Raw genomic sequence first — 14669 nt, 5'->3', positions numbered from 1 at the left:
TTCGATCGAACGGCCATTTTGCTTTGCGGTACGCCGCATGCTCCAGCGTCAGTTGAGCTTTTCCGGGCTGCCGCAGCACTGCTTGAATTTCTTGCCGCTGCCGCAGGGACAGGGGTCGTTGCGCCCAACCTTGTCTTCGCTGCGCTGCACGATGCCGCCGGCACGCTTGTTGCGCCAGAAGTTGTACAGCGTTTGCACGATGACCGGCAGGTTGTCCTGGATATCGGCCACCAGCCGGGCTTCTTCGGCCGGCGAGAACCAGCGCTCACCGGTCTTCTCCGCGTCTTCCTTGAGCATGCCGTTGAGCAGGAACATCGGTTCGAGCAGTTCGGACAGATCGTCGGCGTGCTTGCCGGCCAGTTCGTACCAGTCGCCGCCGAGGCCGGCGCCGAAGATGTAGGAATCGGCCCAGGCTTCGAAATCGTATTCCTCGCAGCTTTCATCGACCGGGTAGAGGATGGGCGAGACGGTCTCGTCGGCGAGCAGCGCCGCGGCGATATCGTTGTTCAGGCGCATCAGCAGTTCGATGGTTTCGGCAACGGCCGGATCTTCCGACTGCATGCCCTGGCCCAGCACCTCGGGCAGCCAGACGTTCGGCGGAATCGGCTCCGGGCTGCTGACGACGGCGCAGATCACCGCCTGCGCTTCGTCCAGGCGCATCGCGTCGCCCTGGAAAGCCGGGTGTTCGAGCATTTCTTCGAGCCGGTCGTAATCGGCTTCGGTCAAGGGATTGGGGTTCATGTACGTTATCCTCCGGAATCCTTGAATCATAGCCCAGTTTGCCGGTCATACCGACCAACCCTACCGGAGATCGACATGCCGAAAATCGAAAAAACCGACGCCGAATGGCGTGAACAGCTGGACGACATCCAGTTCAACGTCACCCGCCGCAAGGGCACCGAGCACGCCTTTACCGGCCGTTATTGGGACTGCCACGAGCCGGGCACCTACCGCTGCATCTGCTGTGGCGCGCCACTCTTCCGTTCCGAGGCGAAATTCGACTCGGGCTGCGGCTGGCCGAGCTTCCACACACCGAACGACCCGACCCTGATCGACGAACATGCCGACCGCAGCTTCGGCATGATCCGCACCGAAGTCACCTGCCATGACTGTGGCGCCCACCTCGGCCATGTCTTCGACGACGGCCCGGCACCGACCGGCCTGCGCTACTGCATCAACTCGGCCTCGCTGGCGCTGGACCGGGACGAATAGGCGGCGGTGCTGTAAGGGGGACCCTTACCCCCGCCACCAAGGCGCGAAGAACATCAAAGCGGGGGACTACACCGGGCTGTGGATTACCGTTTGTTTCCTGTTTTCTTTCCGTACCCCCTACGCCTCGGCAATTGGTTTTCCGAATTTCAACCGCCCTTTCTTCAATGAAGGGCTCCCCCGATGCGCTGCTTGGGTCTAAACTCGCCCCCCTTCCGCCTGCCCGCCCGACCATGACTGCCGCCGCCCTGCCCCCGCCAGCCACCACCCAGGATCTCGAAATCATCACCCTGATTGGCTTCGTGCATGGTGTCTCGCATTTCTTCCACCTCCTGCTGCCGACGCTCTTTCCCTGGCTGATGCCGGAGTTCGGCCTCAGCTTCACCGGCATCGGGGCGACGACCACGGTCTTCTTCATCGTTTCCGGCATCGGCCAGGCCATGGCCGGCTTCCTCGTCGACCGCTTCGGCGCTGCCCGCGTGCTGGCCGGCGGCATCACCTGCTTCGCGCTGGCCGGCATCACCCTCCACTTCGCCACCGGCTATCCGATGCTGGTCGCTGCAGCCGCCTTCGCCGGGCTGGGCAATGCCGTCTTTCACCCGGCCGACTTCACCGTGCTCAATCACCGCGTATCGCCGGCCCGCCTCGGCCATGCCTTTTCGGTCCATGGGCTGTCCGGCAACCTGGGCTGGGCAGCCGCACCGCTCTTCATGACCGGGCTGGCCACGGCCTTCGACTGGCGGACTGCCGCGCTCGGCGCCAGTGGTGTCGCAGTGGCCGCCCTCGTCCTGCTCGCCTGGCGCCGCCGCGTCATTGCCGAACCGGCCGAGCACGCTGCCGCCAAGTCGGCAGAAGAAACAGGCTCCACCTTCGCCTTTCTCGGTTCGCGCGCCGTCTGGCTGTGCTTCCTGTTCTTCTTCCTGATCACAGCCGCCTTCGGCGTCATCCAGAACTTCGCCAGCCCGATCCTGCAGGCACTCTACGGCCTGTCGCTGACGACCGCCGCCCTCGCCCTGTCCACCTATCTCGTCGGCGGTGCGGCCGGCATCGTGCTCGGCGGTTTCCTGGCCCAGAAGCAGGCCCATGAATGGCTGATCACCGCCGCCCTCGGCCTCGCCGCCTGCCTGGCCATGCTGCTCGCCAGCGGCCTGCTGCCTGGCTGGATCATCCTGCCGCTGATGGGCGGCATCGGTTTCTGTACCGGCGTCGCCGGCCCCTCGCGCGACCTGCTGGTCCGCAAGGCGGCCACTGCCCGCTTCGGCAAGGCCGCCTACGGGCGGGTCTATGGCTTCGTCTATTCCGGCCTCGACCTTGGCCTGGCCCTGGCCCCGGTCATCTTCGGCGGCCTGATGGATGCCCGGCGCTTCGGCAGCGTGCTGGTCGGCATCGCCATTTTCCAGACGCTGGCGATCTTCACGGCCTTGCGGGTCGGTAAGGCAGATTGAGGATGTCAGCTGCCCGAGCCTGAACGAAGCAGCTGGTAGCGGGCCGTCACCGGGCCTCCTCCGGGAGCGGCTGTTCGATCACCGGCTGGTAATCCCAGTCGCGGATGTCCTGCAGCATCTGGTCAATATCGACCGTCGGCACCTGCAACATCCGCAAGGCAATGGCGCCGAGGCGCAGGCTCGATTCGATGGCCTCGGGATAGGCATGGCTCGCCCCGGCACTGATCAGGGCTGAACTGGCCTGGAGATCGCGCGCCCGGGCAATCACCGGAACCTGCGGACAATGCTGGCGCAGCGAGGTGACTGCCCGCAAGGCGACGGCATGGCTGTCGACGGTGACGATCGCCAGACCGGCCTGCTCGGCCCGTGCGGCGGCGAGTAGCTCGGGGTCGGCAATATCGCCGTAGAGGACCGCATGGCCGTCGCTCCGCCCCTGCTGCACCCGTTTCGGATCGCTATCGAAGGCGACGAAATCAACACCGCTCGACTTGAGCAGCACGGCGATGGTGTGGCCGACCCGGCCGTAACCGCCGATCAGCACGCGCGGGGCCGGCAGGCCGGCGAGCTGCTCGGTGAGCGGCGGCAGTTCGCTGGACGGCCGGGCCAGGCGGCTGGCGATGGCCTGGTTGTAGCGGATGAGCAGCACGCCGCCGATCAGCGAGAAAAGGACGGCATTGAGCACGATCTGGCCGGCCTGCGGGTCGAGCACGCTGGCATCGAGGGCGATGGCGAGCAGCGCGAAACCGAACTCGCCGCCCACCGCCAGCAGCAAGGCAGTCCGCCAGGCAGCGACGACCTCCATGCCGCTGCGCCGGACGATCAGGACGACGACAAGGATCTTGCTGAGCAGGAGCAGCAAGGCACCGAGCAGCGCCCAATGCCAGATGCGGGGCAGCGCGGCCGGCTCGATCAGCATGCCGATGCCGACGAAGAACAGGCCGAGCAACACGTCGCGGAACGGCCGGATGCTCGACTCGACCTGATGCCGGAACTCGGTTTCGCCGAGCATCATGCCGGCCAGGAAGGCACCGAAGGCGAGCGACAGGCCCAGACTGTGGGTGGTCCAGGCTGCCAGCAACACGACGAGCAGGACGGTCAGGGTGAACAATTCGGCCGAACGGCGCTCGGCGACCAGGTGAAAGAGCGGGCGCAAGGCCCAGCGCGCGGCATAGAAGACCAGGGCGAAGGCGAGCACGGCCTTGGCCATGGCCCACCCCAGCTCGCCGGCCAGCTTATCCATGCCGGTGGCGGCGCCGAGCACGGGTATCAGGATCAGGAACGGGACGGCGGTGACATCCTGGAACACCGAAATGGCCAGGCCAAGCCGGCCATGCGCCGTGGCATCCTCACCCTGCTCCGCCAACTGACGGCCGATGATGGTGGACGAAGACTGCGCGAAGACGGCGCCGACGACGAAGGCGAGTACCGGTGGCTGGCCGGCCAGCCAGAGCAGCACGGCGACCAAAGCGGTAGTGAACACGACCTGCGCGGTGCCCAGGCCAAGGATCTGATGGCGCATCGCGTGCAATTGCGGCAGCGAATAAGCCAGCCCGATGGAAAAGAGCAGGAAGACCACGCCAAACTCGGCCAGCACCTTGAATTCCGCCACATGCACCGTCGGCCCGATGGTGTGCGGCCCGAGGATCAGGCCGACCAGCAGATAACCGAGGCTGGTCGGGACATGCAGCCGCTGGAAGACGATCATGGTCGCCACGGCAACGGCCAGCAGGAGGATGATTTGTACAAGATGATCCATCAGACGATCAGACTTCCAGTTTGTTGTTCATGAGGCATGGTCCAACCCGCCGCTTCTTACTTCCCCAGCCTGATCCCGCCCTTCTCCGGCCATCCACGCGCCAGCCCGGCCGGTGGACGCCAGCCCTCAGGGCAGCAGAGCACCGCGCAAGGCAAAGAAGAACAGCGCTCCCAGCAAGGCCGAAGCCGGCACGGTAATCAGCCAGGCAGCAATGATCTTGTGAAGGTGGGCGCGCTTGATCAATTCACCGCGATAGACCTTGCGCAGGCCCTTTCGATCCTCGCGCGACAACAATTCGGGCGCGCCACGCTTCTTGGCTTCACGCTTCAACTGGTCGAGCATGACGGCCTTTTCCTGCGGCGTCGCCCGGTCGAAGCGCTGCAGGTAGTCCTTGATCGGCTCGGCATCGCCATCCGGATGATGGGCGAGAATGTCATCGACCATGCGGGCGTAGCTCGATTTGAGGTATTCCCGCAGGAAGCCGACACCGAACACACCACCGACGGCGATATGGGTCGAGCTGACCGGCAGGCCCAGCTGGCTGGCGATGATGACGGTGATGGTGGCCGACATGGCGATGCAGAAAGCCCGCGTCTGGTCGAGCTCGGTGATTTCCGAGCCGACGGTGCGGATCAGCTTGGGCCCGAACAGGGCCAGTCCGAGACAGATGCCGATGGCGCCGACCATCATCACCCAGAGCGGAATCTGGGCCGACTTGCTGACCGCCCCCTTGCCGAGCACATCGGCAATGCCGGCCAGCGGACCGACGGCGTTGGCGACATCGTTGGCACCGTGGGCAAAACTCAAGAGTGCCGCCGCGAATATCAGCGGGATGGTGAACATCACATTGACGCGTGCCTTGTCGTTCGGCGCGGCACTGTTCGACTGCCGGGCAACGCGCGGGCGCACCACGACATAGGTGAGCAGCGCGACGACACCGCCGGCCACGGCGGATTCCACAAAGCCCACCTTGAGCACCGCCCGCACGCCCTTGAGCATCAGGTAGGTGGTAAAGGCCCAGGCCATGCCGGCCACCAGCAAGGGCACGACGCGACGCGCCGCGGCCATGACATCCTGACGGTAGAGAATCCGGTGCTTGATGAAATAGAGAAAACCCGCCGCGATCAGGCCGCCCATCAGCGGCGAAATGATCCAGCTGGCGGCGATCGAGCCCATGGTTCCCCAATTGGCGACGTCCCAGCCACCGGCCGCGACCCCGGCGCCGAGGACACCGCCGACGATGGAATGGGTGGTCGACACCGGCGCTCCGGAAGCGGTGGCGATATTGAGCCAGATGGCACCGGCGAGCAGTGCGGCAAGCATCAGCCAGACGAAGACATCGGCACTGGCCACTGCACTCGGCGCGATGATGCCGCCCCGAATGGTGGACACCACGTCGCCGCCGGCGATCAGCGCACCGGCCGCCTCGAAGATGGCGGCGATGACCAGGGCGCCGCCCAGGCTCAGGGCGCGCGAACCGACGGCCGGCCCGACATTGTTGGCGACGTCGTTGGCGCCGATGTTCAAGGCCATGTAGCCGCCGATCATCCCGGCGACGATGAGCATGATGTTGCCGCCGCCGGACGCCCAGGTGTAGAACATGATGCCGATGACGAAGAGCAGGGCCAGGCCGAAACGAAGCAACTCGGGGCGCGACTTTCCGGCAGCCTGCTCGATGTGGTTGATATCCCTGATTTCCATAGTGCGCCGCAACCTCAATCAAACCCTGCATCGCGCGATGCAGAAAACGGGAGAGGATACCAGCCCAGGTCGCCACCCCCACCCCGTTTCGCGCACGCCCACCGCTGCGACATCAGCCTCCTCCCCCACCCGCCAACCGGGCCAGCCTAGGGGCGGCGCCAGAAGCGCTTTTCCAGCTCCACCGCCAGCAGCACGACAACACCGGCCAGCACGACGCGCAACCAGGTTTCGGCGTCGAGATGCTCGGTGCCGAACAGCGCCTGCTTGAACGGCAGGTGCGTCATCGCCAGTTGCAGCCCGACCAGCACGGCGACCGCCTTGAGCGCGATGGGATTGCCGAGGAAACCTTCCTTCGACAAGATCGAGCCAGTCAGCCGGCGGCAATTGAAGAGATAGACGATCTGCCCCATGACCAGCGTATTGACTGCGGCCGTGCGGGCGAACTCCAGGCTCATGCCGCGCCCGGTTTCCCAGAGGAACATGCCGAAGGAGGCGGCAGCCAGCAGCACGGTGACAAAGACGATGCGCCAGAGCATGAAACCGTTGACCAGCGGCTCCCGTGGGTCGCGCGGCGGCCGGGCCATCAGGCCGGGTTCGGGGCGCTCGAAGGCGATGGCCAGCGAGAGTGTCACGGCGGTGACCATGTTCACCCACAGGATTTGCACTGGCGTGATCGGCAGGGTCATACCGAGGAGCACAGCGATCAGCACCATCGAGGCCTGGGCCACGCTGGTCGGCAAGACATAGACCACCGCCTTGCGCAGGTTGTCGTAGACGGTGCGGCCTTCCTCGACGGCGGCGGCGATCGAGGCGAAATTGTCGTCGGCCAGCACCATTTCGGCCGCCTCCTTGGCCGCCTCGGTGCCCTTGTGCCCCATGGCGACGCCGACGTCGGCACGCTTCAGGGCCGGTGCGTCGTTCACTCCATCGCCGGTCATCGATGCCACCTCGCCGTTGGCCTGCATCGCTTCCACCAGGCGCAGCTTGTGCTCGGGGCTGGCGCGGGCGAAGACGTCGACCTCGCGCACGGCCTGGCGGAGTGCCGTTTCATCCAGGGCTTCGATCTCGGCGCCGGTCAGCGCCCGGTCGCCTGCCACCCGCATCCCCATGGCGCGGGCAATGGCGGCGGCGGTCACGGCATGGTCGCCGGTGATCATCTTGACGCGGATGCCGGCGGCATGACAGGCCGCCACAGCGCGGATCGCCTCCTCGCGTGGCGGATCCATGATGCCGGCCAGGGCGAGCAGGGTCAGGCCGCTTTCGACATCGGCAAAGGCCAGTTCGCGCTGCCCCTTCCCCATCGGCGCCATAGCCAGCGCGAGGACGCGATAGCCCTCCGCCGCCAGCGCGTCGATCCGCGCCTGCCAGTATGCCGGGTCGATCGGCTCGTCCTGGCCGGCTCGCCGTTGCCCGGCGCACATGCCGATCAGGCGCTCCGGCGCGCCCTTGACGAAGACGAAGGCATGCCCGGCGTGGTCGTGATGCAGCGTCGCCATGAAGCGGTGCTCGGATTCGAAGGGGATGACATCAATGCGCGGCAGGGACGCGGCCTCGAAGCGCGCATCCAGCCCGGCCTTCATGGCCAGCGTCAGCAGCGCGCCTTCAGTTGGATCGCCTTCGAGCCGCCATTCACCGTCAGTCTCGCGCAGGATGGCGTCGTTGCAGAGCAAGGCGGCACGGGCGATGTCGGCCAGTTCGCTACCGTCGACGCTGCGCCCGGCCGCCGTGAAGGCGCCGCGCGGGGCATAGCCGACGCCGGAAACCTCGATCACCCCCTCCGCCGTCACCAGGCGCTGAACGGTCATTTCATTCCGGGTCAGCGTGCCGGTCTTGTCGGAACAGATGGTCGTCACCGCGCCCAGCGTTTCCACCGCCGGCATGCGGCGGATGATGGCGTTGCGCCCCGCCATCCGCTGCACGCCGATGGCCAGGGTGATGGTCATGATCGCCGGCAGGCCCTCGGGAATCGCCGCCACGGCGAGGCCGACGGCGGCGAGGAACATCTCGCCGGCCGGCTGGCCATGCACCAGCATGCCGAAGGCGATGGTGCCGGCGGCCAGCGCCAGGATGCCGGCGGTCAGCCAGCGGCCGAACTGCGCCATCTGCTTGAGGAGCGGCGTATCGACCGCTTCCACGTCGGCTAGCAGGCGGCCGATGCGGCCGATTTCCGTCAGGTCGCCAGTGGCGACGACCACGCCGCACCCCTGGCCGAAGACGACCAGCGTACCGGAATAGGCCATGCCGGTCCGATCGCCGATGGGCGCCTCCGCGGCCACGGCTGCGGTGGATTTCTCGACCGGCTCCGATTCACCGGTCAACGCGGCCTCCTCGATGCGCAGGTTGCGCAATTCGATCAAGCGCAGATCGGCCGGCACCTTGTCGCCGGAGGTGAGCACCACGATATCGCCTGGCACCAGCTCGCTGGCGTCGATCTCCTGCCGCGTGCCGTCGCGCATCACGACGGCACGCAGCGACAGCATGTTGCGGATGGCGTCGAGCGATTTTTCCGCCTTGCCTTCCTGAATGAAGCCGATCAGGGCGTTGATGACCACCACGCCGAGAATGACGCCGGTGTCGACCAGATGGCCGAGCGCCGCGGTTACGACGGCGGCACCGAGCAGCACGTAGATCAGCACATTGTGGAACTGCAGCAGGAAGCGCAGCAGCGGCCCGCGCTTCTGTGGCGGGGTCAGGCGGTTCGGGCCGTGGCTGGCCAGGCGCCGGGCGGCTTCGGCGGCGCTCAGGCCGGCGCTAGCCGTTCCTTGTTCGGCCAGGGCGGCAGCGGCGGCCCGGGCGTGCCAGAGGTCGTGGGACATGATGCATCTCCATGCTCAGGGTACAAGCAGTACGTTGCAGTCGGCGTGATACAGCAGGTTCTGGGTGACGCTGCCGAGCAACCTCTCGTCCAGCATCGTGCCGCCATGCTTGCCGATGACGACCAGTTCGGCGCCAGAGCGCTCGATTTCCCGCAGCAGCACGGTTGCCGGGTAGCCCTGCACGATCAGTTTGCCGAGCGGCGCATCGCTGCGCAGGATGTGCATCTGCGCCTGCATGCGCTGCTCGGCCCGCGCCAACTCGTCCCGGCGATAGCCTTCGATGTGTTCGAGCGAGACGCCGGCCATGCGCATGCGCCCCTCGAAGGCAAGCGTACAGGCATGCAGCAGCCGTTGCCGGATATCGGGGAACCAATCGAGGGACAGTTGCGCCGCGCGCGTCGCGTTGTCGGAAAAATCGGTCGCCAGCAGAATGCAGGAAAACTCGGCGCTGACTGCTCGGCGCACCAACAGCACCGGCAAATCGGCACGGGCCAGCACGCGCTGGGCGGTGCCGCCGAGTACCGCTTCGTCGATCCAGCCTTCGCCCTGCTCGCCCACCACCAGCAACTGGGCGCCCTGCTCGCGGCAAAATGCAGCAATCTCGCTCGCCGCCCGCCCCGTCCGGGTCTCGCCGCGCGCCCTGACGCCATGCCGCGCAACGATTTCCCTCACCTGCTGCGACAGGCGGTTGCGGGCCAGCAGCACGGGCTCGGCCCCGGCCCACAATTCGCTCTCGTAGATGGCGGTAAGGGTCGCCCAGACGCCATCGTTGAACACATGCAGCAGCACCAGGTCGGCATCCCAGCGCCTGGCCAGCACGGCCGCCTGATCGACAGTGATTTCCGAGGCCGGCGACAGGTCGGTCGCCACGACCACGGTGCGAACGGCTTGTGGGGGCAGCGTGTCCATGGGGCGCTCCGCTCGATGGGTGGGTGAATCGCTCAGGCTGCCGCGGCAACCAGGCTGCTCTGGCGGATGCCGGCGCGTTCGACGCGGGTCAGGCGGGACAGTTGCCTGGCCACCGTATGATGCAGGCGATCGGCAACGCGATCGATGACCTCCACCATATTGACGCCAAGATCCTCGATCACCAGCACGGAGTTGTCCTTCAGGCGCAACACGACACGGCACAGCTTGTCGACACCGCCCCGCTCGGGGCCGTTGATGTCATGCAGGCGCATGCTCACCTCCTGAACGGCATGGGAAAACCGCCCCAGCGCGACATTCAGCTTGGTGGCGGCAAAACTGCGCAAGCGGGAAGCGCTTGCCAGACCCTTGACCTGAACTTGAACCAGCATTTGGAATCTCCTCTTCGCAAGAGCAGCATTCGCTGCGGGAGACTCCATTTAACCCTGATATACCCGGTACTCTGTTCGTATTTATGGTCACGACCCTGCGAGAATTCCGGACTATTCCTGGACGACGGCGCCGCCCCGTTAGCCTTTTCGCCAGGCCGCCCGGCTGGCGCCCGAGATGACCTACAACCCGCGTGCCCAAGCCGGCCGCAGATGGGCGGCTTGCGGCGCGCTGATCGCCTGGCGTACCTGCTGCAACAGGCGTTCCTTGTCGCTACCGAGCGTGCCCTTGAGAACCAGCCAGTTCGAGGCATGGTCGCTGCGGAAGACGGTACGCTTCAGTTCCAGCCCGGACAGGAAGCGCTCCATCTCGATGAAGAGTCCCTGCTGGCTCAGCGGCTCCCAGCCCGGGAAGCCGGCGCGCAAGCGCTGTTCGCCCTGCGGGAAGCTGACGACCAGCGTCGCCAGGTATTCCGGCTGCGTGGCGTTAGCCAGGCGTGCCGAGTTGTCGGCATGCAGCGCCGACAGCGCCTTGCCGCCCAGGCCGTTGAGGATCATCACCGAGCGCGTGATGCCCGCCGCGCCCAGCTTGTCGAGTGCTTCGCAGGTGGTGTCGAAGGTTTCCCCCTTGTGGACGGCAGCCAGCACGGCATCGTCGCCCGATTCGGCACCGACATAGGCCATGGTCAAGCCGGCTGCGGCCAGTTCGTCGATGTCGGCCTGGCTCTTCTTGCGCAGGTTGCGCGGCAGGCAGTAGGACGAAATGCGGCGCACTGCCGGCATATGGGTGCGGATGGCTTCAAGGAGGGTGAGCAGACGCCGGGTCGGCAGCACCAGCGCGTCGCCGTCGGCCAGGAACACGCGGCGGATCTGGTCGCCATAGCGCTGGCCGGTCAGGCGGATGCTCTCCAGCACCTCCTCCTCGCTGCGTGCCCGGAATTGCTTTTGCGGCGCGGTGTACATCTCGCAGAAAGTGCATTGGTTCCACGAGCAGCCATCGGTTACCGGCAGGATCAGCGACTCCGCCTCGCTCGGCGGGCGGAAGACCGGCTCGACGTAGCGGATCGGGATCATGCCTGCTGCGCCTTGGCGACGAAGGCCGGCGGCACCGAGGTCGCCTTGCGGGCCGTGTAGTCGAAGAAGATGATGCCGTGCTTGCCGCGCGCCACTTCGCGGCCAGTGGCCTGGTCGCTCAGGCGCCAGACGAGATCGCAGCCGTATTTGTTGAAATCGTTGGCGGTCATTTCGACGTGCAGCGTTTCGCCGTGGAAGGCCTCCGAACGATATTGCGCTGCCACGTCGGCAACGACGATGCCGACACCTTCGACATCGAGTTCGGAATAGCCCATCGACTTGAAGTAACGCACCCGCGCCTCGGAAACCAGCGAGATCAGCTGGGCGTTGTCGAGGTGGTGGCCATAGTTGATGTGGCCGATGTAGATCGGGATTTCGGTCGAGAAGGTGAAGGATTCGGGCAGGTCGATCTTGATACGTGGCATGGCGGTAGCGGGAAGAAAATGGGGAGAAATCCGATTTTAGGGCTTGCGGCGTAGAATCGAAAAAACTCAGGAGACCCGCATGAAGAAAATCGACCACGCCCGCCTCGACCAGGTCGTCCTTGCCGCCCGCCAGGCGGCCGACGCCCGCGCCGAGGGTTACCGAGAAAAAGCGCTCAAGCTCTACCCGTGGATCTGCGGCCGCTGCGCCCGGGAATTCACCCACGCCAACCTGCGCGAGCTAACCGTCCATCATCGCGACCACAACCACGACAACAACCCATCGGATGGCAGCAACTGGGAACTGCTCTGCCTCTATTGCCACGACAACGAGCACCAGAAGCAGATCGAGGCCGATCGTGGCTACACCGATGCCCGTTCGGGCCGCGGCGGCGGCGCCACCCACAACCCGTTCGCCGCGCTGCAGGGCCTGCTCAAGAACAAGGAATGAGCCGTTGATGGCTGACCAGCACCGCCTGAGTATCCCGACACACGGCCGGGGCAGCATCGAAATCACCGACGCGGTGGCCGCCGTGGTCCGCCAGGCCAAGGCGGCAAACGGCATCGCCCATGTCTTCGTGCGCCACACCAGTTGTGGCCTGGCAATCACCGAAAACGCCGATGCCAGCGTCCGTGTCGATCTGGAAACCCTGCTCCGGCGCTGGGCGCCGGATGGCGACCCGGCCTACCTGCACGACCTGGAGGGCGACGACGACATGGCCGCCCACGCCCGCGCCCTGCTCACCGGCGTGTCGCTCAGCGTGCCCTTTGCCGATGGCCGGTTGCTGCTCGGCACCTGGCAAGGCATCTACCTGTTCGAACACCGGGCCCAGGGTCACCGGCGCGAGGTGGTGGTCACCCTGCTCGGCTGAACGCCGGCACCGCTTCCGGGAAATCGACCCGCATCAGCGCACCGCCCAGGCGCGGCGAGCGGTCGATGTGCAGGTCGCCCTGATGCTGGCGCGCGATTTCCCGGACGATGGCCAGGCCGAGGCCGCAGCCGTCGCCGGTCTGCCCGGCCGGTCGATAGAAGCGCTCGCCGATCCGGCCGCGCTCGCTTTCCGGGATGCCCGGGCCGCTGTCTTCCACGCTCAACCAGGCCCGCCCATCAGCCAGGCCGCAGGCAACGGTCACCACGCCGCTGGTCGGTGTGTGGCGCAGGGCATTGTCGAGCAGGTTGGCCAGCAATTCCTGGAGCAGCAATTCGTTGCCATGCAGGACAGCCGGCTGCAATTCAAAACCGAGGTCGATGTCCTTGCTAATGGCCTTGGGCAGCCAGTTTTCGGCCACCCGGTGCACCAGGTCGACCAGCGACACCTCGCCCGAGGCTTGGGCCAGGCTGGGTTCGGCGCGGGCCAGGGCGAGCAGTTGTTCGACCAGGTGGCCCAACCGCCCGGCCGCCGCGTGGATGCCGGACAGGACGCCCTGACGCGCACTCCCGGCCTCCTGCTGGGCCGCCTCGACCTGGGCGAGCAGCGCGGCAATCGGCGTACGCAACTGGTGGGCGGCATCGGACACGAAATGGCGCTGGCTGGCCAGCGCCGTATCCAGTCGCTGCAACAGGCCGTTGATTTCGGTGACGACCGGCTGGATTTCTTCGGGAACCGCCACGGTGACCGGGCGCAGGTCGCTCTGCGAGCGGTCGGCCAGCTCGGCCTGCAGAGCTTCCAGCGGCTGCAGGCCGGAGCGCACGCCAAACCAGATGACAGTCGCGGCGACCAGCACCAGCAGGATTTCGGGCAGCAGCATGCCAAGCAGGATGTCGCGCACCAGTTCCCGGCGTTTGACCAGCGTCTCGCCGGCCAGGACGGTGACGGTCTGAAAGCCGAAATGGCGCTGGTAGGCGGCGAGGCGGATGGATTCCTCGCCCAGCGTGCCGTCGTAATACCAGCGCCCCTCGCTGGCCAGTTGCGGCAAATCTTCCAGGGGGGGCATGGGCAGTTCGGGGTTGCCGTCGAGCAATTCACCCGCCTCGTCATGCACGGCATAGAAGACACGGTCGAACTTGTCAGTCAGCAACACCGTGCGGGCCTGTTGCGTCAGCGGCAGTTGCGGCCTGCCGTCGACCATCTGCAACTGCTCGGCAATGGCGAAAGCCGTATCGAGCAGGCCGCGGTCGTAGGCCTTGGTGGCCGCCCGCAAGGCGACCCAGTTGGCCGACAGCGCACCGACCAGCAGCAGGCCGAGCATCGCCGGCAGCAGCCGGTCGATCAGCATCCAGCGCAGGCTGCTGGCATTACGCTTCGGCATCGTCCGGCTTTTCGAGGTAGTAACCCAGCCCGCGCACCGTCCGGATCGTGATCCCGGCCACTTCGAGCTTGCTGCGCAGCCGCGAGACGAGCTTTTCGATGGCATTGGCCGAAATCTCGTCCTGCCAGTCGTAGAGTGCCTGCATCAACTGTTCCTTGCTGACGATGCGATTGACCCGCGAGGTCAGGAAAGCGAGCGCCGCCCATTCCCGCGCATTGAGGTCGAGCGCCGTGTCGTCAAGCCAGGCACGCTTGCCGACGGTGTCCAGGCGCAAGCGGCCGAGCATGACGTCCGGCACCGCCCCGCCCTGCCCACGCCGGATCAGGGCGCGTACCCGGGCTTCCAGTTCGTCGAGGCGAACCGGCTTGACGACGTAATCGTCGGCCCCGAGGTCGAGCACGCGCACCCGCTCCTCGACGGCCAGCCGGGCGGAAAGCACGAGAACCGGCGTCGGCTGGCGCCGGGAACGCAGGCGCCGCAACACCTCACCACCGTCCAGGCCGGGCAGGCCGAGGTCGAGGATGGCCAGCTCGTAGGTGTTCTCGGCCAGCATGGCATCGGCCAGTTTGCCGTTGTCGGCCAGGTCAACAACATAGCCGGAATGGCGCAGGGCACGGGCCAGTCCATCGGCCAGCAGGGCGTCGTCTTCGATCAGCAGGATACGCATCGGATGGTCAGAAAGCGGTCAGGCGAACTCCATA

14 protein-coding genes are annotated in these 14669 nt (G+C 66.2%); 4 read left to right on the top strand and 10 right to left on the bottom strand.

Features of this window, described 5'->3' with window-relative positions; genetic code table 11:
* Nucleotides 1-48: 48 nt before the first annotated feature.
* Entirely contained in the window at nt 49-741 is a 693-nt protein-coding gene (locus K420_RS0112995) for a YecA/YgfB family protein (protein ID WP_027458445.1), read from the bottom strand.
* 75 nt (nt 742-816) lie between these two features.
* Here K420_RS0112995 and msrB point away from each other — a divergent pair, with 75 nt between their 5' ends.
* Together msrB and K420_RS0112985 are read left to right on the top strand one after the other, a co-directional pair.
* On the top strand, nt 817-1212 hold the full coding sequence (msrB, locus tag K420_RS0112990) for a peptide-methionine (R)-S-oxide reductase MsrB (protein WP_027458444.1): 396 nt from the start codon (nt 817-819) through the stop codon (nt 1210-1212).
* Between the two features lie 230 nt (nt 1213-1442).
* Nucleotides 1443-2654: an MFS transporter gene (locus K420_RS0112985; protein WP_027458443.1), complete on the top strand. Its 1212-nt coding sequence runs from the start codon at nt 1443-1445 to the stop codon at nt 2652-2654.
* A 46-nt stretch (nt 2655-2700) separates the two neighbouring features.
* On the opposite strand, the gene K420_RS0112980 is transcribed toward K420_RS0112985, so the two are convergent.
* The 7 genes from K420_RS0112980 to K420_RS0112945 all read right to left on the bottom strand — a co-directional run bounded on the left by K420_RS0112980 (nt 2701) and on the right by K420_RS0112945 (nt 11721).
* A complete protein-coding gene (locus tag K420_RS0112980) occupies nt 2701-4410 on the bottom strand; it encodes a cation:proton antiporter domain-containing protein (protein WP_027458442.1) in 1710 nt (569 codons plus the stop codon).
* Nucleotides 4411-4536: 126 nt separating this feature from the next.
* A complete protein-coding gene (locus tag K420_RS0112975; protein ID WP_027458441.1) occupies nt 4537-6111 on the bottom strand; it encodes an inorganic phosphate transporter in 1575 nt (524 codons plus the stop codon).
* Nucleotides 6112-6257: 146 nt separating this feature from the next.
* Entirely contained in the window at nt 6258-8927 is a 2670-nt protein-coding gene (locus K420_RS0112970; protein WP_027458440.1) for a cation-transporting P-type ATPase, read from the bottom strand.
* 15 nt (nt 8928-8942) lie between these two features.
* Nucleotides 8943-9836 (bottom strand): universal stress protein, encoded by an 894-nt coding sequence (locus K420_RS0112965; protein ID WP_027458439.1) that lies wholly within the window; start codon nt 9834-9836, stop codon nt 8943-8945.
* Between the two features lie 32 nt (nt 9837-9868).
* Entirely contained in the window at nt 9869-10225 is a 357-nt protein-coding gene (locus K420_RS18995) for an HPF/RaiA family ribosome-associated protein (RefSeq protein WP_051453128.1), read from the bottom strand.
* A 180-nt stretch (nt 10226-10405) separates the two neighbouring features.
* Entirely contained in the window at nt 10406-11296 is an 891-nt protein-coding gene (locus K420_RS0112950) for a radical SAM protein (RefSeq protein WP_027458438.1), read from the bottom strand.
* Nucleotides 11293-11721 carry an acyl-CoA thioesterase gene (locus tag K420_RS0112945; RefSeq protein ID WP_027458437.1) on the bottom strand — a complete coding sequence of 143 codons (429 nt, stop codon included), beginning with the start codon at nt 11719-11721 and terminating at the stop codon, nt 11293-11295. Before K420_RS0112945 ends, K420_RS0112950 begins: the two co-directional genes overlap by 4 nt.
* A 79-nt stretch (nt 11722-11800) precedes the next feature.
* On the opposite strand from K420_RS0112945, the gene K420_RS0112940 reads away from it, so the two are divergent.
* Both K420_RS0112940 and K420_RS0112935 read left to right on the top strand, forming a co-directional pair.
* Nucleotides 11801-12169, top strand: coding sequence for a YajD family HNH nuclease (locus K420_RS0112940; protein WP_027458436.1), 369 nt, complete (start codon nt 11801-11803; stop codon nt 12167-12169).
* 7 nt (nt 12170-12176) lie between these two features.
* A complete protein-coding gene (locus K420_RS0112935) occupies nt 12177-12590 on the top strand; it encodes a secondary thiamine-phosphate synthase enzyme YjbQ (RefSeq protein WP_027458435.1) in 414 nt (137 codons plus the stop codon).
* Here K420_RS0112935 and K420_RS18985 read toward each other — a convergent pair.
* Nucleotides 12574-13968 carry a sensor histidine kinase gene (locus K420_RS18985; RefSeq protein WP_035854812.1) on the bottom strand — a complete coding sequence of 465 codons (1395 nt, stop codon included), beginning with the start codon at nt 13966-13968 and terminating at the stop codon, nt 12574-12576. The genes K420_RS0112935 and K420_RS18985 overlap by 17 nt on opposite strands.
* Nucleotides 13955-14635, bottom strand: a complete 681-nt coding sequence (locus K420_RS0112925) for a response regulator (protein WP_027458434.1) — start codon at nt 14633-14635, stop codon at nt 13955-13957. Before K420_RS0112925 ends, K420_RS18985 begins: the two co-directional genes overlap by 14 nt.
* Between the last annotated feature and the right edge of the window lie 34 nt (nt 14636-14669).

Origin of the sequence: Dechloromonas agitata is5 (genome assembly GCF_000519045.1) — a bacterium.
Taxonomy (GTDB): Bacteria; Pseudomonadota; Gammaproteobacteria; order Burkholderiales; family Rhodocyclaceae; genus Azonexus; species Azonexus agitatus.
Note: the sequence above shows the minus strand (reverse complement) of the source record. Positions and strands in the feature narration are given on the sequence as shown.